Raw genomic sequence first — 20,557 nt, forward strand, 5'->3', positions numbered from 1 at the left:
TTTCTACGGCATCTCTTCAGTCCACTGAGCGTAAAGTGGATAGTGATAAGCAGTCAAGAGATCGGCGGTTTCCGCCAAAGGCAATCCCACGACATTCGAATAAGAGCCTGCGATATAGACCACAAAAGCGCCAGCTTTTCCTTGGATAGCGTAGCCACCTGCTTTCCCTTGCCATTCTCCAGAATCAAGGTAAGCCTTCATCATAAAAGAGGTTAAACGTCTAAAACGGACACGCGTTTCAACCAATTTTACGGTTATTTTTCCCTGTTCATTCAAGGCACAAATGGCGCCATAGACCTTGTGCGCCCTTCCAGAAAGGAAGCGTAAACATTCATAAGCCTCATCCTCGCTTTCTGGTTTAGGAAGAACGGTGCGCCCCACCGCCACCACCGTATCAGCCGCCAAGATAATCATTTTCTGCCCAGATAATTTTTCTTGGAGGTTTTGATTTTCTTGGGATTTTTGAGCGTACCAGCGCAAGCTCTCTTGCGCTTTGAGTGCTTTTTCTTTTGCCAAACGTTTGGCAAGGTTTGCGGGATGTTCTTTTAATTTTGGCGTTTCATCAATATCGCTTGCATAAACCTGTTGGGGCTCAATGCCCATTTGCGCTAAGAGCATTAAACGCCGTGGCGAAGCAGAGGCAAGCACCAAATGAATTTCTTCTCCCAAATCCATTTTTCCCCCAAGAGTTTCTGCCCAACGCTTTTTCCCCCACTCTTTTATAATTTTCATTTCCACCCCTTTTACAATCGGCTTATTTCTTCCCCTATTTTAAGCGCCATGGGTCTCCTTATTCTTTATTGTGCACTACCCTTATTGTATACTTTCCGCACTGATTTTACACTTTTTCAAGGTCACTTTAAACATTGCTCTTTTTTCATGCAGAGAAAGCCCCTTCAAGGACTGTTAAAAATAACAGAAAGAATATTGTGACTTTTACAAAAAAGCGCGGGGGCATCTATGAGATTACTTATAACGGTATGTAATGCGTCCTTTTGTTAAATCATAAGGGGTCATTTCGACCATGATTTTATCACCGGCTAACACGCGAATGCGATTTTTTCGCATTCTTCCAGCAGTATGAGCAATAATTTCATGATCATTTTCGAGTTTTACACGAAACATCGCATTCGGCAAGAGTTCGGTAACGATACCCGAAAATTCTAAAACTTCTTCTTTTGACATAAACAATCATTTCCTTATATAATGCGCATATTTTATTAAGCTAGCGTTATTTTCCAGCGTTCATACCCTATTTTCTCAAATTTGTGAATAAAAATTCCACAAAAAGGGAAAGGTTTTTCGAGTTTTCTCTTTTCTATTCTCAAAAAACCGCACCCTTCATTTTGAGCATTCCCATTTCATTCCCTCAAATTTTACCATCCAATTTTTTTCAATTTTTAGGATAATCTTAGTTTAAGCATGACAAGAAATACCACCCCTCACCATCCCAATTTGCCCTTCCACTCACACGAGGCTCTCCTCCAGTCACATCTCCCTTTTCACCACGGCTTACCCCCATTCACAAACGCTTCCGCCCCAATTCGCTCCCTCCATTTCACGCCATACCACAAGCCCAAACCACGGCCCCAAAGCTTGCACAACAGATCAATCCTCCACGGCTTAAACGACCCTTATCTTTTTACAGATACACGTTTTTACATTTTACCATTTTTAAAGAAATCTGTAGACTAAACTGCCAATAAAAAGACCGATTGGCTTGCCCCCACAAGACAAAACCTCCACCCCACACCATTGAGAAAACAAACGACAATCCAGCCTCTTAACCCCGCGCGCTATCCCAAATCACCTCTTCAAAAATATGGAACAGACAAGACCAAACAATCCCTATCCTCTGCGCTTTTTCATGCATCCCTTCACACCACCACTTTTTTGTACAGGACCATCCTAACCTATCCATACGCACTTTCCCTCTCCTCCATTCTATCCTCTCATTCCCCTACACACACTTACCTCTTTCTCTCTTTCCCAACTTCTCCCTCCTCCAATCATACCACCCCTCACCATCCCAATTTGCCCTTCCACTCACACGAGGCTCTCCTCCAGTCACATCTCCCTTTTCACCACGGCTTACCCCCATTCACAAACGCTTCCGCCCCAATTCGCTCCCTCCATTTCACGCCATGCCACAAGCCCAAACCACGGCCCCAAAGCTTGCACAACAGATCAATCCTCCACGGCTTAAACGACCCTTATCTTTTTACAGATACACGTTTTTACATTTTACCATTTTTAAAGAAATCTGTAGACTAAACTGCCAATAAAAAGACCGATTGGCTTGCCCCCACAAGACAAAACCTCCACCCCACACCATTGAGAAAACAAACGACAATCCAGCCTCTTAACCCCGCGCGCTATCCCAAATCGTCCCCTCAAAAACATGGAACAGACAAGACCAAACAATCCCCTATCCTCCGCGCTTTTTCATGCATCCCTTCGCACCGCCGCCTCTTATACAGGACCATCCTAACCTATCCATACGCACTTTCCCTCTCCTCCATTCTATCCTCTCATTCCCCTACACACACTTACCTCTTTCTCTCTTTCCCAACTTCTCCCTCCTCCAATCATACCACCCCTCACCATCCCAATTTGCCCTTCCACTCACACGAGGCTCTCCTCCAATCACATCTCCCTTTTCACCACGGCTTACCCCCATTCACAAACGTTTCCGCCCCAATTCGCTCCCTCCATTTCACGCCATACCACAAGCCCAAACCACGGCCCCAAAGCTTGCACAACAGATCAATCCTCCACTCTTTTTTGCGTATTTCTGTTTTCACGCTTTTAAAGATTTACAGAAATATTTGTACAAAATGATGATACAATCCTTTTTTTAAAAAAACGCCTTTAAAATCTCGGTCTCATTTTCACGTCAAATTCTCCCATTTTAATTTCAATGATAGAGATAAACCAGTTTATTATTTTATTGACCAGCGCAAAATTTTACACGCCCATTTGGGTGATTAAAAGGAGTCATAAAAAGCATTTTTACAATTTTTTAGAGAATCTTGCCCCACAAGCAGTGCTTTTTTAAAATGAATAAAGATCCATTGAATGGCTTCACTCTCAGAAAGTTAGACATGAGAAGACCTTTTTGATTTTTGCCTTCAATAATCACAATGATAAATTGTTTTTCTATGCCAATGTTTTTTTGTAAGGAGAATCATCATCAAAGTGCTCATGCTTTTCTAAAACAAAGGCTTCATAAAAAAAGGAGATATCAAGAAAAAAAAGATAAAAAAAAAAAGGTTCGTCTCTTATAAAACAAACCTCTAGAGAAAATTATTGGAATAATTTTCAAAATTTTAAACTACTCCCTCTAAAAGTATCTAAAATACTTCAGAAGCACCAAAATGAATACAAAGGATTATCTAGCACAAAGCGAAAAAAAAATCAAGAACAAAAAAATTTTATCGTTAATGCCCCTTAACAAACGAGATTTCTTATCCCCCACCGCTCGACAATCCAACGGCTCAAGACAAGTCCCCTCGAACGAATCGTCCAACACCGCTCAACGATAACACGTTTTTTTTTTAAAAAAAAAAAATTACAAACCCCAAAAAAAGACGATAAACCAAGTCTTTTTTTTTTTACAGATCAATCGCACATAGGCATAAAAGCCAATTTTTCGATAAAAGATCCCTTTGAGGAGATCAACAATCTTGATGAATCATCGCCCCAGTAAAAAAAAAAAAAAAAGCGGATTTTTTAACATTTCCGCCTCTTTAATCGTAAAGTTATGATGAGAAATAATTTAAAAAATTCAAGACTATGAAGGGAACCAATTTGATAACAATTCGTACCTTACAGGATCATCGGCGCATTGTCCACCACCACATTCCAATATGGTCGAAATCAAATTTGCCGCGATTAAAAAACACAAATAAGAAACTTGCTGTTTTACTTAAGATTGGAAAAGAAGAAAACTCTTTAAACTTGTGTGCCAATTCACCTAAAATCATGACGAATGCAACAGCAAAGATACAAAGGACAGAAATAATGAAAGCCCAAGTATAAAAAATGCAATCCAAAGAACGTTGAACCATATCCCAGATCATCAGGTGTGATATGCAAAAAAAATACCTGCCGAGCAGCAACAGCACTGGTGACCATACAACCGATAATAACCATCCCATAATGGGTATTTTTTTCACTCTATGGTGAATATTGAGCAAGAACCCACATCCTGCCAGCATCAATCCAACGCGTTGCAGCAAACAGAGGGGACAAGGTAACTCAAATTTTACCAATTGATAATAAAAAAAAAAGCAACCACCAAGACAATGGACAACCCAATCAGTCCTAGTGTATTCATAAAAAATGACGAAATGAGGATTTTTTTTGTTCAACATTTTCCATGGCTATTCTCTCAAAAAAAGATAAATTCAAAGTAGAAGTTGCGTGATGATTAAAGGTTAGAAGAATAACAACGAACAAAATAGCCCACAAAACATAACTTATATTTTTTTTTGCCATACACCGTTGTTATTGCAGTGCCTAAAGCGATTAAAAATGGAAAAAACATAACTTTTAAATCTCCTTTCTTAATATCCGGTGTTTAACTGTTCTTTCTTATTATGAGGGTTCAACATATTAAAAATTGGGCAAAAAAAAAGAGACCATGGATTTATTATTCACAATTCATCCTTCACTTTATATTGTCGTTATGTTTATAGCTTATCGTTACATTTATATGAAGAAATGATGAAAGAGCTAAACGCCTCAAAATACCTTTGAACAAAAGCATTAAAGCGTTGATTATTTTATTCTTTGATCTCAACAATTATTGAAAGAGCCCCTTTCCCCATACCTCAACAGCAAAATAAAAAAAAAGCCTTTGAAAGACAAGATACCCCTCTGTACTTTTTTGGAAAAATATCCTTATTTAGAACGCAGTTTTGCCATAAAAAATCTCTTTTTATCATAAAATAGTGTTTCAAATTGCACCATTACAGTATATGGGAACGGTATTTGTTTTTTAGCAACAAAAAATGAGACATTTTCTAAAAAACCTTATAGTCTTCAAAGACTTTTCCAGAATATATTTGCAGTCTGTATTTTTTTTTTTCTGCTTCAAAGTACATTTTCTTAAAGTACAAAAAAGCATTCTTAAAGTAAAAGACACTCTGGCTGTTTAACCACTTCCCCTCCAACATCCTCCAACATATTGAACAGCGAAAAGCTCAAAGGACAGTGTTTTATGAGCTTCAAGAGGGTATTTTTGAACTTCTGTACTTGCCCTTTAAATTTTGACCTTTCAATCTTATTTTAAAAAAAACTGTTTCTCTGTCATCAATTGGCTTTTGCAAAGAGATTATAAAACTCTTACAAAACGAATGATAAAGAATCGCCTTGAATCTTTGAAAAGGACGAAGAATGATGAAGAAATCATGTGATGTCGGATTTTTTAATGGGGAGCCAATCGGATTGGCAAACGATGTGCCATAGTGCCGATATTTTGACGGCTCTTGGCGTTTCTCATAGTTCGCATATTGTCTCAGCCCACCGCACCCCTGAACGCCTTTATCAATTTGCCAAAGAAGCAAAATCGGCAGGTTTTAAAGTTTTAATTGCTGGTGCTGGAGGTGCAGCGCATCTTCCTGGAATGCTCGCAGCGCTTACGCCACTTCCTGTTTTTGGCGTTCCAGTTCACTCACAATCTCTCTCTGGTCAAGACTCTTTACTTTCAATCGTGCAAATGCCAGCAGGCATACCGGTTGGCACGTTAGCCATTGGCAAATCAGGGGCAATTAATGCCGCCCTTTTAGCCGCCGCCGTTATGGCGGTTTATGATCCTGATCTTGCCCAACGCTTAGAAGATTGGCGTCAGCAACAAACCGCCAATGTCGCCCTAACGCCTGTAACGGAGGTTTAAAATGACACCGTCTTCCAGCACCTCCGCCCCCCCTCCAGCACCACGCCCTCCAACACCGCCCCATCATCCAGCACCACCCTATCCAACACGCCCTCCAACACCGCACCCTCCAACACGCCCTCCAACGCCGCCCCTCCAACACCACGCCCTCCAGCTCCACCCCCCCCTCCAGCACCGCCCCCCTCCAGCTCCACGCCCTCCAACGCCGCCCCCTCCAGCACCGCACCCTCCAGCACGCCTACTATCTCCAGCACGCCGGCCTCTTCTAGCATGCTCCCTCCAGGTAGTATCATTGGTTTAATCGGCGGTGGACAATTAGCACGCATGCTCGCCATAGCGGCCGCAGAATTAGGATTTCGAACGGTTATTTTTTGCCCTGAATCTGATTGCCCAGCCGCTCAAACAGCCAATAAGCATATTGTTTCCTCCTATGATGATACATCAGCCTTAGATGAATTGATTGCGCAGTGTGATGTTGTCAGTTATGAATTTGAAAATCTTTCACTTGAAACGATTCAATATATAGAGAAGGACAAGCCTGTTTATCCTTCTTCCAACGCCTTAGAGATCGCACAAGACCGACTTTTTGAGAAACAATTTTTACGGGATCAAGGGATCAACACCGCCTCATGGCATGCTGTTGACGATTTTTCTTCTCTTATTTCTGCTCTTGATGCCTTAGGTAAACGTGCTCTTTTAAAGACACGTCGTTTTGGTTATGATGGAAAAAATCAGCTCAAGCTTGATCGTCCCGATGAACAAACCTGTCAAGAAGCCTTAAAAACTTTTCAAGGACAGCCTTGTATTTTGGAAGAAATCGTTCCTTTTTTATCGGAAATTTCGGTTCTCTCAGCGCGGACAAAAGAAGGGACGCATATTTTTTATGATTGTCCTGAAAACCAACATCAAAACGGCATTCTCCATAAATCGTTTGTTCCCTCTCATATTCCCCTTGAAGTGCAAAAAGCCGCGCAAGATATCAGCGTCACAGTGATGAATGCTCTTCATTATGTAGGTGTTCTTTGCATTGAATTTTTTGTCTTAACGGATGGTCGTCTTTTAGTGAATGAATTAGCCCCGCGTGTGCATAATTCTGGTCACTGGACGCAAAAAGCCTGCATCACCTCACAATTTGAGCAGCATATTCGTGCGATTTGTGGTCTGCCCTTAGGCAGCCCCTATCGCCATAGTGATTGCCAAATGACCAATCTTCTTGGGAGCAATTTGAACACTTTAAAATATTTTCTCACGCAAGAGCGCACTTCGATCCATTTATATGGCAAAAGCACTGTCCAACCCTACCGCAAAATGGGCCATGTCATTCAATTAACGGGACCAGCGAATAAATCTTAACCCCCTATATACAAACATTTTTTCATCCATTCCCCCGCGAATGAACTGAAAGAATAAAAACTTCCACCCAACACCGCTATCCAACGGCTCGGCCAACCACGCCTCTAATTCTTGCCGCTCCTCACGGCTTTCTTTCCTGCCAATTCCCTTCTCCTCCATGCCTCCCTCTGAAAAAAAAACAAAAAAACGCACCATTCAACAATCCAACAGTGCCTTCCCTTTTCAAAAATCTCCCTCCACGACTTAAAACCATCCACTGTCGCACTCAGTTTTGCCTTTCCTCCACCTTTCACAACATCATTCTTCCCCCATTCATACCCTTTTCATTCCAACCTTTAAGGAATAGACTTGTCTCTTGCCCCCATAGAAAAAGCACTCTCACAATGCAATGCACTCTTCTTCTCTCACGCTCCCAGCTTTTTTTAGTATTTTTCCATTTTTTCTTTAAGTTTGTTCAGACAATGAATGATCATGAAATGATAAGGCGCCTCAGGAACCTTGAATATCCATTAATTTTATGCCCTATTTTATGGCATTTTGCACAAAGCCTCCCCTTAACGTAAGCCTCCTTGTGTTTTGCAATAAGCTTGTCACACATAAGAAACTGTTTTCTCTCTCTTATCTCAGCAATATCATTCATCAAGACCATCAAAACAGCACTTTACAAAGCGGCAAATTTTCCGCGCTTCAAGCATCTTACAAGAGCCACGAACAACGCCACCACCCGTTAGCTCTCCTTGTCTGATAGGATTCATAACCCTACTCTTTTAAAAACATCACCACATCCTTAAAAGCCCGCCACCATGCAACAATCCAATGGCGCAACAACGGCGCGGGGCCCGAACTCTTCAACGCCCCTCTAACAGAGCTTATTTGTTCAAAACTGAGAAACTTTGAGCTTATTTTCATACCTTATCCCTGTTTTGCTCAAATATTTTGTCCTTCAAAGCAACCATCAAGATAGCCTTTTTGTTGCAGAGAAACCCTTGACAAGCGTAAGTCTTCTTGTTAGATTTCGCTCACTTTTTTGCAATTTTCGCTTATTCATTTGTGCTAATGAAGTGTATTGAGCGTGCCTTAAGGGTGTGTTTTTATTTTTGTGATCACAGTGAAAAAGTGTATGGTGTTGTATTATGATGCAATGATATGATCATAGGGCAATGTTTGTATGCCGTGTATTGTTTTATTGTTGTTATGATATTGTGTTATGTAAACTGTTTAAACGGTGAATAGGATGAAAATTAAAAATTCGCTTAAAGCACTCAAGGAACGCCATCGGAACAATCGTTTGGTGCGCCGTAAAGGACGTGTTTATATCCTCAATAAAACGAACCCGCGTTTTAGAGCACGTCAGGGCTAATTTTTTCAGAGTGAATGTTTTTATGCCTACTTTTTGTAGGCATTTAAAGTCTTCTCTTGAGATTTTTTTAAGGGGTGTAAGTCTATTGGTGACGAGTCCACTGTTTGATAATGTTTGGTGATTTATCTTTTGAGGGCTTGTTTTTATGGATTTTTCTATTTTAAAAGCTTTTCAATTTTTTCCGCGGTGTTTTTTTTGTCTTTTCCAGCGCGCTTTTTTTCTTTCTTTGATGGGCATTTTTTGTTTCATTTCTTCTAGCTATGGACAAAATCCCCCTTCACTTCCTGAAGATCGTCCTTCTCCACAATCGCTTTTACCTTTAGATGATCTCATCCCCAATTCTCCTCCTCCCTCTGCAACATCCTCTGATTCTGATTCATCGGCGATGATTCTTGAAGATTTCGACTCAGAGCAGCTTTCCTCTGTTGACAAGGTTCAGCAACGCAAAGAGGCAGAAATTTTACGTTTATTGAAAGAATTAAAATATTGTGCTGATGTTACGAAAGCAAAAAAGATCAGTCAACAACTTCAACTTTTATGGTCCCAATCGGGGAGTGAGACGATTGATCTTTTAATGTCATGGGCTGAAAATGCGATCAATAATGATGATTATGGGCTTGCACTTGATTATATTGATAATGCTCTTGCCCTTTTACCTCACCACGCTGAAGCCTGGATAAGACGTGCTTGGATTCACATTCAACTGAGTGATTTCAAACTTGCCATGCTTGATCTCAACCATGCTCTTGAACTTGAGCCGCGTAACTACATTGCCTTTTTTGAACTTGGGGTTACCATGGAAGCGACAGAGCGTCCAAAACTTGCTCTTAAAGCTTATGAAAAGGCCTTAAGCATCTACCCACAAATGCAAAGGATTCAAAAGCGCATTGAGGCTCTCTTAGACGAACAATCACCGCAAGCTCTTTGAACGGATCATACTGCCCCCCTTACGCCTCTTGCAAGTTTGCACAAAACGCGCGGCCCCTTTCAAACTGAATAAATGCGCCCTGCTCCCTACCACAAACAAACCCTCCACGCTCTCCAGCACCGCCCCCTCCAGCACCGCCCCCTCCAGCACCGCCCCCTCCAGCACCACGCTCTCCAGCACCGCACCCTCCAGCACCACACCCTCCAGCACCACGCTCTCCAGCACCGCACCCTCCAGCACCGCACCCTCCAGCACCACGCTCTCCAGCACTATGCTATTGGCAATGTTTTTTTTACAACCTTAGTGATCAAAACGAAAGATATCCCCTGCGTGCTCTCATAATTGATCAAACAGCCTTAAAATACACTTCATAAGACAAAAAACTTCAAAGGTGCTTCGTTTGAATTCAACAAACATCCTTGAATAAGAAATATTCCCCTTCAAGCTTTGCCGGCAAACATTTCCATAAAACATCAAAGTCAAGCCTTGCCTAGAAAGCGCCAATCAAGCTTTCCCCCGAAAAAGCAATCAAACATTGCTCGAAAAAGCAAAACGCCCATCAAGCATTGCCAATGGAAAAAAGTTGCTACATTCTCCCTCTCCCATCCAGTGTTTTTTTGATTTTTATACTTTGAATAAGCCATCCATCCATTCTTCAGCGCTTCCCCGCCATCACCAACGAGGATGTAAAAAATCTCTTGTAAAACTTTATAAAAAATAAATGGTTGAGATTATTTTATCTCTAGCAGAAGCTGTGAAATTGTTTTATATTAAAGGGGGTGTTCTGCGCTTCTCGACAGGAAATAACGTATTCCTGAGACCTTAGTGATCTCCAAGGGAGCTGTCCCTGATGAAGCCCGTGGGCTTTTTCATATGGCGCCCACCTATTTGTATAGGTTCCCGGGGTCAACTTTTTCCATCGGCTGTTGTGGATCACCCTTTTTTTGCATCATTTTTCCCCCTTAAAACTTTTTCGCCCCTACACTAAAATTGTTCATGCCCTTTTCTATGAGACTCCCTTTTCTGTGAAGCTTTCTTTTCTATGAGCCCCTCTTTGTCCATAAAGCAAGAGGCTTAAGCGATCAAAATGACGATAAGCTTTAACTTCATAAGATTTGCAACAGGCTCCTTCATCGCTTCGCGTGAGAGCAGCACAAGAGCGGTCTATCGCGTTGTGATGCTTTTTAACAAGAAGAATGCATTCTTGTTTTCACAAGGGATGGAGCTTATTTTGAGCAGCAGTTTACAAAAGAGCAACCATGGCTACAATGGAGACAAGACCAACCGCTAAACAAATGACGAAATCATGACAAAAGTTCCTCTCTGTGAAACAGCTTCATCGCTTCGCGCGTGAGCAGCGCAAGAATAGTTTATTGCCTCAAAAGGCTCTTTCAAAAGAAGAGCGTGCCCCTTTTTTTCACGAGCCCTGCTTGTTTCATGCGCACGAGCTTTTGTCCATAAAGCGGTTTACACAATGCCAACAATAGATAAAATACCCAAAGCTTATAAAGTAACAGCTTAATAATTTGGCGAGAAAATGACCCATAATCCCCCTTCTGAAACAGCTTCATCGCTTCGCGCGTGAGCAGCGCAAGAATGGTTTATTGCCTCAAAAGGCTCTTTCAAAAGAAGAGCGTGCCCTTTTTTTCACGAGCCCTGCTTGTTTCATGCGCACGAGCTTTTGTCCATAAAGCGGTTTACACAATGCCAACAATAGATAAAATACCCAAAGCTTATAAAGTAACAGCTTAATAATTTGGCGAGAAAATGACCCATAATCCCCCTTCTGAAACAGCTTCATCGCTTCGCGCGTGAGCAGCGCAAGAATGGTTTATTGCCTCAAAAGGCTCTTTCAAAAGAAGAGCGTGCCCTTTTTTTCACGAGCCCTGCTTGTTTCATGCGCACGAGCTTTTGTCCATAAAGCGGTTTACACAATGCCAACAATAGATAAAATACCCAAAGCTTATAAAGTAACAGCTTAATAATTTGGCGAGAAAATGACCCATAATCCCCCTTCTGAAACAGCTTCATCGCTTCGCGCACAGCAGCGCAAGAATGGTTTATTGCGTCGTGAAGCTCTTTCAAAAGAAGAGCGTGCCCTTTTTTCACAGCGCGCTTGTCACCACTTTCTTGAAAGCCTTGAAAAAAAAGGAACCGATTTTTCACGCCTCATTTTGGCAGGCTATTGGCCCATTAAATCGGAAATTGACCCACGCCCTCTCTTGGAGGCGATAGCATCACGCGGAGGGCGTTTAGCCTTACCAGCCGTGCTTGATTCCACCACCATGATTTTTCGAGCATTTTCACCGAGCACAATTCTCGAGCCCATGCGTTTTGGCACTTTGGGTCCAGGGGAAGACAATGCCGTTGTTATCCCCAATATGATTATTGTTCCGCTTTCTGCATTTGATCATCACTGTCATCGTCTTGGCTATGGAGGTGGCTATTATGACCGTGCAGTTGAAGCCCTTGAAAAACAAGGCCATAAAATGACCTTATGGGGCATAGGATTTTCGTGTCAGGAGGTTTCCTCTATTCCCGCAGCCGAACATGATCTCCAGGTACAGGGAATTTTTACAGAAAAAGGTTTCTTAAACTGTTAAAATGTGATTAAAACGCCTATGCGGTTTTTATTTTTGGGTGACATTGTTGGGAATACAGGCTGTAAAGTTGTCTTTGAGCATCTTCCTCAACTGATTGAGAAATGGCAGCTTGATTTTGTTGTCGTGAATGGTGAAAATGCCTCTAATGGTTTTGGTCTCAAGCAAGAGACGTATCAAGATCTTTTAATGGCGGGTGTTGATGTTGTCACCACCGGAAACCATGCTTTTTCTCACAAAGAAGCGTTACAGTATGCGCATGAGAGTGATCGTTTTTTACGTCCTGCCAATTTCTCGAAAGAGACTCCAGGAAGAGGTGCGAGTGTTTTTACAGCAAAAAATGGCGCCCGTGTTCTTGTTGCTAATCTGTTGGGCAGTGTTTTTATGCCATGCCAAGTAGAAGATCCCTTTGCAACAGCAGAAAATATTCTGCTCGCCTGTTCTTTAATGGAACAAGCCGATGCCATTATTTTTGATTTTCACGCAGAGACGACGAGTGAGAAGCAATGTTTTGGCCATTTTCTTGATGGTCGTGTGAGTGTTATCGCTGGTACCCATACGCATATTCCCACCGCTGATGCACAGATTTTAGAAGGTGGCAGTGCGTATTTAACAGATGCTGGCATGTGTGGCGATTACAACTCATCCCTTGGCATGGATAAAGAAGAACCATTACACCGTTTTCTTTATAAGACAAAGCAAGATCGTTTTGAACCAGCGTGTGGTCCAGCCACCCTTTGTGGTTTAGCGGTTGAGATTTCAGATCGCACCGGTTTAGCAGAAAAGGTCTCAGCGGTACGGATTGGTCCTCATTTAAAGCCTGAAGCTCCCGATTTTTGGTAGGCTTCTTTCAAAGCCCCCCTTTGATGACCGCTTTTTTAAGCTCCCTCCTTTGAGGTGTCACGCGCCACTTTTTCCTTTTGGGAACTGTTTTTTGCAAAGTGATTTTTCAAGCCCCCAATATCCCAGCTCCTCATAAATTATAGATCTCTCAATTATTTTCACGTATTTTTATGAGCTGACATTTATTGACATGAGTGAACGAAAAAGCAATGACGATAAAGGCAGGTAACGTATAAAACACACCTCTTTTCCTGTGGGTAACTATAAAAAATTATACAATGTAACTATACTTATAAATATAAATTGACTTTAGAAGTCTTAAAATTTGAAAAGTATTTTTTGTGATCCATAAGCCTTCTTTATTATTTATAATTTCTATTGTATGTTTATCCATCGGTGGTTTAATATCTACGGATATTTTTCTCCCCGCTCTTGGAGATATGCGTCAATATTATCAGGTAAGCGAGTCTGATATTCAGAGTGCAGTGGCTGTTTTTTTACTTGCATTAGCACTTGGACAACTGATTTATGGACCACTCAGCGATAATTTTGGACGTAAAAAGACGCTTTTATTTGGCTTATTTTTGTGGTTCTTTACCACTTTGGGGATCATTTACACCGTTCATATACAAGCTTTTTTTGCACTGCGTTTTTTACAAGGTCTTGGAGCCTGTTCCGGGATCGTTTTAAGTCGCGCGATTATTAATGATTTGATGGATAAAAAGTCCGCAGGAAGGCTTTATTTGGTTATTTTTCCTTTTGTTGGAACATCACCAGCCCTTGCACCATTAATTGGAGGTCTCTTATTACAAGTTTTTAATTGGCAAGCCACTTTTATCTTTTTAAGCCTTTTTATCCTTTCGACCATTTTGCTTTGTTATTTTGTCATAACAGAGACTTTACCGCCTCAAAAACGTCAATCTTTTACGCCTGTGGGAGTCATTAAAGGAAGTTTAGGCGTCCTTAGAAATAAGCAATTTATTTTTTATGCACTGATTCCGTGTTTTGCCTATGCAACCTATTTCGCTTACATCGTAGAATCGCCTTTTTTTCTCACAGCTTTGGGTTTATCCACTCACTCTATTGGATATAGTTACATTGGTGTTTCTTTAACCTATGTCTTAGGGAACTTGGTTGCACGAAGATTTCTTAAACAAGAATCTATGGAACGAACAATCCGACGTGGATATATCATTTTTGTCATAGGAGGGTTATTGTTTGGCATCCAAATGTATGTGAGTCCATGGCCACTTATAACGAGTTTAAGTGCAATTTCACTTCTTACTTTTGGCAATGGTTTTTTATTGCCTTTAGGAACAGCGTTGGCGATTTCGTCACATCCGCAAGCTGCTGGAGCAGCATCCGGTGTTATGGGCGCTTTACAATTAGGAAGCGCTGCATTAAGCGCTGCAATGATCGGAAAAATATCCGGACATAATCCTCCGGCTGTTGCACTTTTATTAGCAATATGCTGTCTCGTGGGTTTTGTCATTTATATTCGAAAAGCCAATTATTTTATCACCATAAATCAAGTCGAATAACCAGATTGAGGGGGGCTATGCTTAAAAATCTTGATGTCCCTTTACGTGATGGAGGATATCGAAATCAATTTTCTTTTTCATTAGACTACATCATCGAGCATATTAAAAATCTGATGCATTCTCAAGTTGAATATGTTGAGATCGGCTATCGTAAGGGCTCGTTTAAACCGATGGACAACGTGGGTCAAACAGCTTTGTGCTCTAATGACTATATTCAGCTATTACACAAAGCTGTTCCGGACGCTAAGCTTGTTATTATTGCCCATCCACATAATATTAACCAGTCGGATATTCGGGAGCTAAAAAATTTTGGAGTCATACTTTATACGACTCTGTTTCAATAAAAATGATACTGAATCTACATTTACACTCTGCCGCTATGCGCGTTCTCTAGGGTTGTCTAGCAGTATCAATATCACAAGAGTGAGCCAAGGTGATGAAAACTATTGACGGAATATAGCAATAGCAGCCAATGATTGTGGCGCGAGCATTTTGTATTTGGCCGATTCTCATGGAAGTCTTTTACCTGATACTGTAACGCACTTCGTGCAAAAAACAAAAAGTATAACACCTCTAGAGATTGGTTTTCATGCACACGATAATTTAGGTATGGCTATGGCCAATAGCATAGCTGCTGTAGAAGCAGGTGCAAGCTTTATTGATAGTTCATTAATGGGAATGGGCAAAGGAGCAGGAAAGCTCACTTTAGAGTTATGGTTAGCGCTTTTAAATTTGCATAAAAAGAAAACATCTTATAATCTAGATAAAATCTTGCAACAAACAGAAAATCTCAAGAACCATTCTTTTGTTTGACCAGTGCATGGAAGCTCTATCGATTTTCTTTTAGCCCTAAATCATTTCAGCGTTGAATATCAAGCTTTGCGAAAGAGTAAGACGTCTTTAGGATTAGAGAAGGGACTCATGACACTCCAAGCTTCAAAACAAAAAGCGCAAGGCGTTTAAATGCCATGCGCTTTGATAGTGTTATTCTTGCGCCTGTAATGCCAATTTGGGACAAGGGAAGTTTTTACCCTCTCCTTTAAAAATCTATTTTTAGCAAGAGGTTTTAAGGTTACACTCCTAGACACATTATCTCTTTTTTCGAGCAACGCTACACTAGAAGGTATCCCTTTGCTTACAGCAAAGTTCAAAGAGCACTTTTATGAGCCTTTTGTGCTTGTATGCTTTGCTATGAACAGGAGTACGAGGACCAATATTGGCAACACGGGCTCCCCAATGCGTGCGCACTCCTTAGCTTTGAATGCTCCAGACTATCCAGATAAAGTTTTGCAACAATGCCTTGGATATCTTCTAACCTTATTGGCAAGAAGGTAATCTGTTGGCGGCTTTAGAAACATGAGACTCTTTCGTGCAACCGCCATTGAAAAAAGAGTCTTATGGAAAATTTCAAAAGATCAGACAAGCATAGCCAAAGATCAGACAAGCATAGCCAAAGATCAGACAAGCATAGCCATTGAACGGATGACACGTGCATGGATACCTAAAAGATTTAACACTTATGGGAAAGGATGCTAGAGATAAGCTTATTAAAAATAAGGACACGTTTTTAAGCGTTAAGGGGAAAAAAGTGACAGCTTTGGTTCATCATCATACAAAAAGCCATTGTATCAATCATAAATATAAGATTATCTGTCATGGTTAGGTTGCATTTGAGGGAGGGAAAATTCTGTCATGACAAATGCAGTCATTGATGCATGGAGGAGCGAGATGATAAAAAAGAAAGTTCTTGTGCTACCAGGAGATGGCGTGGGACCAGAGCTCTGTGATGCAGCACTGATGGTCTTGGAGCAATTTCAATTACCGATTGAATTCATGTATGGTGATATTGGTTGGGAATGTTGGAAAAAGGAAGGGGATTCTGTTCCTCAAGCAACATGGCAAAAGATAGCTGACAGTGATGCACTTTTACTTGGGGTTGTGACAGACAAAGGAAAAGAAACGGCTTTAAAAGAACTTGCGCCGCCTTTAAAAGAGCAAAACTTGAGCGATGTTTTTCCCCTTCTTCAACTTCGCCAAAAGTTAAGCTTGTTTGCCACGATATGTCCGATAAGATACATCATTGGTCCCAAAAAGCCTTTTCAGTTTTGTGTGATCAGCGAAAAGAGTGAAGGTCTTTCTGCGGGATTAGATTTTCGAGGGATCACGCCTGAAACATCCGCCTGGTTACAACATCCCAATTTAGCAAAATATGGTCTAAAAGAAGCAGCGTGGTCCGTTCGTTTGCAAACACGCTTTGGTTTAGAGCGATTATTTGAATACGCTTTTTCTTATGCACGTGGCCATGGATTTAAGCGGGTTACCTTTTCGGATAAGCCGAATGTGCTGCGAGAAAGTGGACAATTTGCTCAGGAAATTTTTGAAAAAATCGCACAAAACTATCCAGAAATTGAAGCAGATATTCATAATGTTGATGCTCTGGCAGTGTGGATTGCAACAAAGCCAGAGCAATTTGGTGTGATTGTTGCTGAAAACATGTTTGGCGCCATTCTCTCTAATCTTGCTGCCGGCGTGATGGGTGGCTTGGGGCTTGCAGCCCATGCTCATGTGGGGGATAAGATTGCCTGTTTTCAACCAGCTCATGGAAGTGCACCACACCTTGCGGAGCAGAATAAAGCCAATCCTTCTGGAATGTTTTATACTGTGTCTTTACTCTTAGAGCATTTAGGCTTTTACGAGGAAGCAAAAGAATTGTCTCAAAGTGTTGATCACGTTATCCGTAGCGGAAAAACGGTCCCCCATGATCTAGGAGGGAGCGCCTCGCCGCGTCAAATGGCACAAGCTGTTAGCAATTCTCTTGCAAATCCTGTTTCTTCATATCGAGCAGCCATTATCACCGTTGGTGATGAACTTCTTTCAGGACAATATTTGAATACGAATTTACAAGATTTAAGCCAAAGTTTGGAAAAAAGAAACATTCAAGTCACGCGTCATTTTGTTTGTGCGGATCAATTACAGCAAATCAGTGAGACGATTGTTTCTTGTCTTGGACAAGAAGATTTGATTATCATCAGTGGAGGCTTAGGACCGACCTCTGATGATAAAACACGAGATAGCGTTTCTCAAGCTGTAAGACAACCTTTGGTGCATCATGAAGATGTTTGGCACACAGTACAAGGTCAATTGGAGCGGTTAAAGATTGCGCCAGATAAGAATAATGCGCGTCAAGCCTTATTTCCGAAAACAGCAACAGTGCTTGATAATCCGACAGGCACAGCCCCTGGTTTTTACCTTTCTTGTGAGGGTAGCACACTTGTTGTTTTGCCTGGTCCCCCCTCCCAAGCTCTTGCCCTTTTAGAAGATTATTTACAGCAAAATGAGAAGAAATATTCTTCACTATCGCGCGCGGAGTATGCCTGGACTTTGATTGGAATTGATGAAAGTACCCTTGCACATTGGGTTGATCGTCATTTTGCAAATGAACCCTTTGAACGCCATTTTTTATGGAAAAGCCCCTATGTTTTAGTGCAATTGGTTGGTCAATCATCTACCCCCTTGGCACAACCTTTAATCGAAGAATTTGAACATCATTTTCGCTCCCATTTGGTAGGCAGAGAAGTGACCACAGCGTCTCAACAACTCGCAAAATACGCACAGATACATTGGTTGATCGATGATCCACATCTTTTAAAATATTTTCAGGTGCCAGAAAAAAATCCCCAAAATATTCCGCAGATTGAGGTTGAAGTAAGCCTCTCCCCTTCCATTGAAACATTAGAAAAGCAGCCAGAGAGCCTTGGCCATGCAACAATAACCGTACAGATGAAAGGCTATGATGAAGATCAACTTACCTTTCCCTATACACGACCGCTTTTAGGTGTTGTTTTACAAGAATATGCTGCGTGGTCGGTTTTAAAAAGAGTTTTGCGAAGGGAAAACAGCCAATGAGTCAATCACACTGTTGAAACATTGAAAAAACGCTTGGAGAGAGAGCGCCTTTGAATACAGAAACCACGACGAGAGCGCCCTTTGTTTGATGGAATGCGTTTTCCTCTCACCCAAAGCGCTTTATCTCAAGCCGCCTTTAAGAATAAAGGATAAGAACTTTATGATTTTTTAAATGAAAAGGAAGAGATTTTCTTGGGATATTTCTGCGAGGAAAAGGTCAACACCCGCCACCACAGCACCCGCCACCACAGCACCCGCCACCACAGCACCCGCACCACAGCACCTGCCACCACAGCACCCGCCACCACAGCACCCGCCACCACAGCACTCCCTTCCTTTAGAAAAAAACTATCGAATAATTTATTATGGAGAAAAAAGACTCTTTAAATTTTTTTACACTCATGAGAAATCAACCAGAAGGCTGTTTTCTAGCTTTCACGGGTCACCCCCCTGACCCATTGCGAGCGCCTCTTATGCGTATTCCGGGAGTCTGAAAGTACTGAGTTCAGTCAGCTTTTTTTGCTTTTAGTGTGTGGACACACCTGGACAGTGCAAAATCTCCCGGAATTCCGGGATACCCACAAAAGTAGGTTAATTTTATGTACTGAACTTTAGGGCTTTCAGTTCCCTATTGGTTGTCGCGTATACAACCAAACTCACAAGGTCTATTGATAAAGTAATTTCGAAAAATTTACAATAAAATTTAAAGCCGTGTTTTATTCCATGAGAAATCACGCCCCTCAAAGAGGGAATTTTAAAAATCATGCCTCCCCCAAAATAATTTCCCCCAAGAAATCTCCCTCAGCCTCTTCAATGTCAGCATCCCTTTGACAGGATTTACGCCGTTATCCGTTGAATTTTCGCCCCACATCGGGTTCATTTTTCTTCCAACCGCTCAAAGCCACGATCAAGATGGTAAACACGATTAACGATTGTTTCGCCCTTTGCAGCCAAGGTAACAAGACTAAAAGGGCCGCAATTACCAGAGAAACAGAAGCGCGCAAATCGGTTGCCATCACGGGGGCGCCTTGCAACTTCTCATGTTCCATAGACCGTCGCCGTTTGTCCATCGCGTTTTATCTCTGCCCCTAAACGATTAAGTTCTCAGAGATGCATAAAACGATTTTCAAAAACCGTCTCCGTGATATGGGAAATGCCTTCAGCCCGTGTCATCAGCGCCATAAACTGCGCTTGGAGATCCGTTGGAAAAGCAGGATATGGTCCTGTTTTAATATCAACCGGCATAATTTTTGTGTTTTTTGGATTTCGCTTCACGTGAATTCCTTGAGGCTCTCATGTGAATCTCAAGCCCTGTTTTTTGTAAAACCTTCAGCACTGTTGTCAGATGATGAGGATTAGCATTTTTCAAAAAAGACATCACCCCCCACTATTGCCACCTCTTCTGTTTCATGGGATTCCCCGCCATCACCGCCTCTCACAGCGCACCTAAAAACATGCCTGAATGCCCCCTCCAAACAACAGACATTCAAGCCATGTTCTTGGGATAAGATCACGCCATTATCCGTTGAATTTTCGCCCCACATCGGGTTCATTTTTCTTCCAACCGCTCAAAGCCACGATCAAGATGGTAAACACGATTAACGATTGTTTCGCCCTTTGCAGCCAAGGTAACAAGACTAAAAGGGCCGCAATTACCAGAGAAACAGAAGCGCGCAAATCGGTTGCCATCACGGGGGCGCCTTGCAACTTCTCATGTTCCATAGACCGTCGCCGTTTGTCCATCGCGTTTTATCTCTGCCCCTAAACGATTAAGTTCTCAGAGATGCATAAAACGATTTTCAAAAACCGTCTCCGTGATATGGGAAATGCCTTCAGCCCGTGTCATCAGCGCCATAAACTGCGCTTGGAGATCCGTTGGAAAAGCAGGATATGGTCCTGTTTTAATATCAACCGGCATAATTTTTGTGTTTTTTGGATTTCGCTTCACGTGAATTCCTTGAGGCTCTCATGTGAATCTCAAGCCCTGTTTTTTGTAAAACCTTCAGCACTGTTGTCAGATGATGAGGATTAGCATTTTTCAAAAAAGACATCACCCCCCACTATTGCCACCTCTTCTGTTTCATGGGATTCCCCGCCATCACCGCCTCTCACAGCGCACCTAAAAAC

General features: G+C 41.7%; 19 protein-coding genes, 1 other RNA gene and 5 pseudogenes. 13 read left to right on the forward strand and 12 right to left on the reverse strand.

Going from position 1 to position 20,557, the window contains the following annotated elements:
* Positions 1 to 3 precede the first annotated feature (3 nt).
* From D1093_RS09290 to D1093_RS10370, 5 genes and pseudogenes are all read right to left on the reverse strand, one after another.
* Positions 4 to 732 (reverse strand): Maf family nucleotide pyrophosphatase, encoded by a 729-nt coding sequence (locus D1093_RS09290; RefSeq protein ID WP_120102221.1) that lies wholly within the window; start codon positions 730 to 732, stop codon positions 4 to 6.
* A gap of 234 nt (positions 733 to 966) precedes the next feature.
* The gene (infA, locus tag D1093_RS09295) at positions 967 to 1,185 is read right to left on the reverse strand and encodes a translation initiation factor IF-1 (RefSeq protein WP_004857577.1); all 219 of its coding nucleotides are present in this window, start codon (positions 1,183 to 1,185) and stop codon (positions 967 to 969) included.
* 598 nt (positions 1,186 to 1,783) lie between these two features.
* Positions 1,784 to 1,921, reverse strand: coding sequence for a hypothetical protein (locus tag D1093_RS10055; RefSeq protein ID WP_174767405.1), 138 nt, complete (start codon positions 1,919 to 1,921; stop codon positions 1,784 to 1,786).
* Positions 1,922 to 3,793: 1,872 nt separating this feature from the next.
* A pseudogene (locus D1093_RS09310) lies at positions 3,794 to 4,383 on the reverse strand (disulfide bond formation protein B).
* Positions 4,384 to 4,398: 15 nt separating this feature from the next.
* A pseudogene (locus tag D1093_RS10370) lies at positions 4,399 to 4,549 on the reverse strand (DUF5993 family protein); the annotation flags it as partial.
* 851 nt (positions 4,550 to 5,400) lie between these two features.
* On the opposite strand from D1093_RS10370, the pseudogene purE reads away from it, so the two are divergent.
* The 3 genes and pseudogenes from purE (at position 5,401) to D1093_RS09325 (ending at position 7,252) form a co-directional block, all read left to right on the forward strand.
* Positions 5,401 to 5,899: pseudogene (gene purE, locus D1093_RS09320) on the forward strand (5-(carboxyamino)imidazole ribonucleotide mutase).
* A 1-nt stretch (position 5,900) separates the two neighbouring features.
* Positions 5,901 to 6,200 (forward strand): hypothetical protein, encoded by a 300-nt coding sequence (locus D1093_RS09980; RefSeq protein ID WP_174767407.1) that lies wholly within the window; start codon positions 5,901 to 5,903, stop codon positions 6,198 to 6,200.
* On the forward strand, positions 6,170 to 7,252 hold the full coding sequence (locus tag D1093_RS09325) for a 5-(carboxyamino)imidazole ribonucleotide synthase (protein WP_051012639.1): 1,083 nt from the start codon (positions 6,170 to 6,172) through the stop codon (positions 7,250 to 7,252). The genes D1093_RS09980 and D1093_RS09325 overlap by 31 nt, the downstream gene beginning before the upstream one ends.
* Here D1093_RS09325 and D1093_RS09330 read toward each other — a convergent pair.
* The 3 genes from D1093_RS09330 to D1093_RS09985 form a co-directional block, all read right to left on the reverse strand.
* On the reverse strand, positions 7,226 to 7,447 hold the full coding sequence (locus D1093_RS09330) for a hypothetical protein (protein WP_005775280.1): 222 nt from the start codon (positions 7,445 to 7,447) through the stop codon (positions 7,226 to 7,228). The genes D1093_RS09325 and D1093_RS09330 overlap by 27 nt on opposite strands.
* Positions 7,448 to 7,884: 437 nt before the next feature.
* Entirely contained in the window at positions 7,885 to 8,007 is a 123-nt protein-coding gene (locus D1093_RS10500; protein ID WP_005775279.1) for a hypothetical protein, read from the reverse strand.
* A 4-nt stretch (positions 8,008 to 8,011) separates the two neighbouring features.
* Complete coding sequence (locus D1093_RS09985) at positions 8,012 to 8,161, reverse strand: hypothetical protein (RefSeq protein ID WP_154645792.1); 150 nt, start codon at positions 8,159 to 8,161, stop codon at positions 8,012 to 8,014.
* 325 nt (positions 8,162 to 8,486) lie between these two features.
* On the opposite strand from D1093_RS09985, the gene ykgO reads away from it, so the two are divergent.
* Positions 8,487 to 8,612, forward strand: coding sequence for a type B 50S ribosomal protein L36 (ykgO, locus tag D1093_RS09335; RefSeq protein WP_004863016.1), 126 nt, complete (start codon positions 8,487 to 8,489; stop codon positions 8,610 to 8,612).
* Between the two features lie 145 nt (positions 8,613 to 8,757).
* A complete protein-coding gene (locus tag D1093_RS09340; protein ID WP_120102229.1) occupies positions 8,758 to 9,540 on the forward strand; it encodes a tetratricopeptide repeat protein in 783 nt (260 codons plus the stop codon).
* Here the strand turns inward: D1093_RS09340 and D1093_RS09345 are convergent.
* A complete protein-coding gene (locus D1093_RS09345) occupies positions 9,523 to 9,795 on the reverse strand; it encodes a pentapeptide repeat-containing protein (RefSeq protein WP_167309098.1) in 273 nt (90 codons plus the stop codon). The genes D1093_RS09340 and D1093_RS09345 overlap by 18 nt on opposite strands.
* A gap of 523 nt (positions 9,796 to 10,318) precedes the next feature.
* Here D1093_RS09345 and ssrS point away from each other — a divergent pair.
* The 8 genes from ssrS (at position 10,319) to D1093_RS09385 (ending at position 18,430) form a co-directional block, all read left to right on the forward strand.
* A non-coding RNA gene (gene ssrS, locus D1093_RS09350) (6S RNA) lies at positions 10,319 to 10,479 on the forward strand.
* 1,058 nt (positions 10,480 to 11,537) lie between these two features.
* Positions 11,538 to 12,143 (forward strand): 5-formyltetrahydrofolate cyclo-ligase, encoded by a 606-nt coding sequence (locus D1093_RS09355; protein WP_120102237.1) that lies wholly within the window; start codon positions 11,538 to 11,540, stop codon positions 12,141 to 12,143.
* An 18-nt stretch (positions 12,144 to 12,161) separates the two neighbouring features.
* Positions 12,162 to 12,983, forward strand: a complete 822-nt coding sequence (locus D1093_RS09360; protein ID WP_120102420.1) for a TIGR00282 family metallophosphoesterase — start codon at positions 12,162 to 12,164, stop codon at positions 12,981 to 12,983.
* A gap of 341 nt (positions 12,984 to 13,324) precedes the next feature.
* Positions 13,325 to 14,524 (forward strand): multidrug effflux MFS transporter, encoded by a 1,200-nt coding sequence (locus D1093_RS09365; protein ID WP_120102239.1) that lies wholly within the window; start codon positions 13,325 to 13,327, stop codon positions 14,522 to 14,524.
* A gap of 17 nt (positions 14,525 to 14,541) precedes the next feature.
* Positions 14,542 to 14,868 (forward strand): beta/alpha barrel domain-containing protein, encoded by a 327-nt coding sequence (locus tag D1093_RS09370; RefSeq protein WP_120102240.1) that lies wholly within the window; start codon positions 14,542 to 14,544, stop codon positions 14,866 to 14,868.
* A gap of 154 nt (positions 14,869 to 15,022) precedes the next feature.
* Positions 15,023 to 15,337: a beta/alpha barrel domain-containing protein gene (locus D1093_RS09375; protein ID WP_167309099.1), complete on the forward strand. Its 315-nt coding sequence runs from the start codon at positions 15,023 to 15,025 to the stop codon at positions 15,335 to 15,337.
* Positions 15,338 to 15,880: 543 nt separating this feature from the next.
* Complete coding sequence (locus D1093_RS09380) at positions 15,881 to 16,060, forward strand: hypothetical protein (RefSeq protein ID WP_120102244.1); 180 nt, start codon at positions 15,881 to 15,883, stop codon at positions 16,058 to 16,060.
* Positions 16,061 to 16,255: 195 nt separating this feature from the next.
* Positions 16,256 to 18,430: an isocitrate/isopropylmalate family dehydrogenase gene (locus D1093_RS09385; RefSeq protein ID WP_120102422.1), complete on the forward strand. Its 2,175-nt coding sequence runs from the start codon at positions 16,256 to 16,258 to the stop codon at positions 18,428 to 18,430.
* Positions 18,431 to 18,588: 158 nt separating this feature from the next.
* Here D1093_RS09385 and D1093_RS09990 read toward each other — a convergent pair whose 3' ends face one another.
* From D1093_RS09990 to D1093_RS09400, 3 genes and pseudogenes are all read right to left on the reverse strand, one after another.
* The gene (locus D1093_RS09990) at positions 18,589 to 18,750 is read right to left on the reverse strand and encodes a hypothetical protein (protein WP_167309100.1); all 162 of its coding nucleotides are present in this window, start codon (positions 18,748 to 18,750) and stop codon (positions 18,589 to 18,591) included.
* 556 nt (positions 18,751 to 19,306) lie between these two features.
* Positions 19,307 to 19,827 (reverse strand): annotated as a pseudogene (locus tag D1093_RS09395) (UDP-N-acetylglucosamine 1-carboxyvinyltransferase); the annotation flags it as partial.
* 152 nt (positions 19,828 to 19,979) lie between these two features.
* A pseudogene (locus D1093_RS09400) lies at positions 19,980 to 20,500 on the reverse strand (UDP-N-acetylglucosamine 1-carboxyvinyltransferase); the annotation flags it as partial.
* Between the last annotated feature and the right edge of the window lie 57 nt (positions 20,501 to 20,557).

This window comes from Bartonella kosoyi, from assembly GCF_003606325.2.
Classification (GTDB): Bacteria; Pseudomonadota; Alphaproteobacteria; order Rhizobiales; family Rhizobiaceae; genus Bartonella; species Bartonella kosoyi.

Excerpts from the sequence above, each read along its gene's own strand:
- D1093_RS09290 (WP_120102221.1), bottom strand. The coding sequence starts at position 732 with ATGAAAATTATAAAAGAGTGGGGGAAAAAGCGTTGGGCAGAAACTCTT.
- infA (WP_004857577.1), bottom strand. The coding sequence starts at position 1,185 with ATGTCAAAAGAAGAAGTTTTAGAATTTTCGGGTATCGTTACCGAACTC.
- D1093_RS10055 (WP_174767405.1), bottom strand. The coding sequence starts at position 1,921 with ATGGATAGGTTAGGATGGTCCTGTACAAAAAAGTGGTGGTGTGAAGGG.
- D1093_RS09980 (WP_174767407.1), top strand. The coding sequence starts at position 5,901 with ATGACACCGTCTTCCAGCACCTCCGCCCCCCCTCCAGCACCACGCCCT.
- D1093_RS09325 (WP_051012639.1), top strand. The coding sequence starts at position 6,170 with ATGCTCCCTCCAGGTAGTATCATTGGTTTAATCGGCGGTGGACAATTA.
- D1093_RS09330 (WP_005775280.1), bottom strand. The coding sequence starts at position 7,447 with ATGGTGCGTTTTTTTGTTTTTTTTTCAGAGGGAGGCATGGAGGAGAAG.
- D1093_RS10500 (WP_005775279.1), bottom strand. The coding sequence starts at position 8,007 with ATGAATCCTATCAGACAAGGAGAGCTAACGGGTGGTGGCGTTGTTCGT.
- D1093_RS09985 (WP_154645792.1), bottom strand. The coding sequence starts at position 8,161 with ATGAAAATAAGCTCAAAGTTTCTCAGTTTTGAACAAATAAGCTCTGTT.
- ykgO (WP_004863016.1), top strand. The coding sequence starts at position 8,487 with ATGAAAATTAAAAATTCGCTTAAAGCACTCAAGGAACGCCATCGGAAC.
- D1093_RS09340 (WP_120102229.1), top strand. The coding sequence starts at position 8,758 with ATGGATTTTTCTATTTTAAAAGCTTTTCAATTTTTTCCGCGGTGTTTT.
- D1093_RS09355 (WP_120102237.1), top strand. The coding sequence starts at position 11,538 with ATGACCCATAATCCCCCTTCTGAAACAGCTTCATCGCTTCGCGCACAG.
- D1093_RS09360 (WP_120102420.1), top strand. The coding sequence starts at position 12,162 with ATGCGGTTTTTATTTTTGGGTGACATTGTTGGGAATACAGGCTGTAAA.
- D1093_RS09370 (WP_120102240.1), top strand. The coding sequence starts at position 14,542 with ATGCTTAAAAATCTTGATGTCCCTTTACGTGATGGAGGATATCGAAAT.
- D1093_RS09380 (WP_120102244.1), top strand. The coding sequence starts at position 15,881 with ATGAGACTCTTTCGTGCAACCGCCATTGAAAAAAGAGTCTTATGGAAA.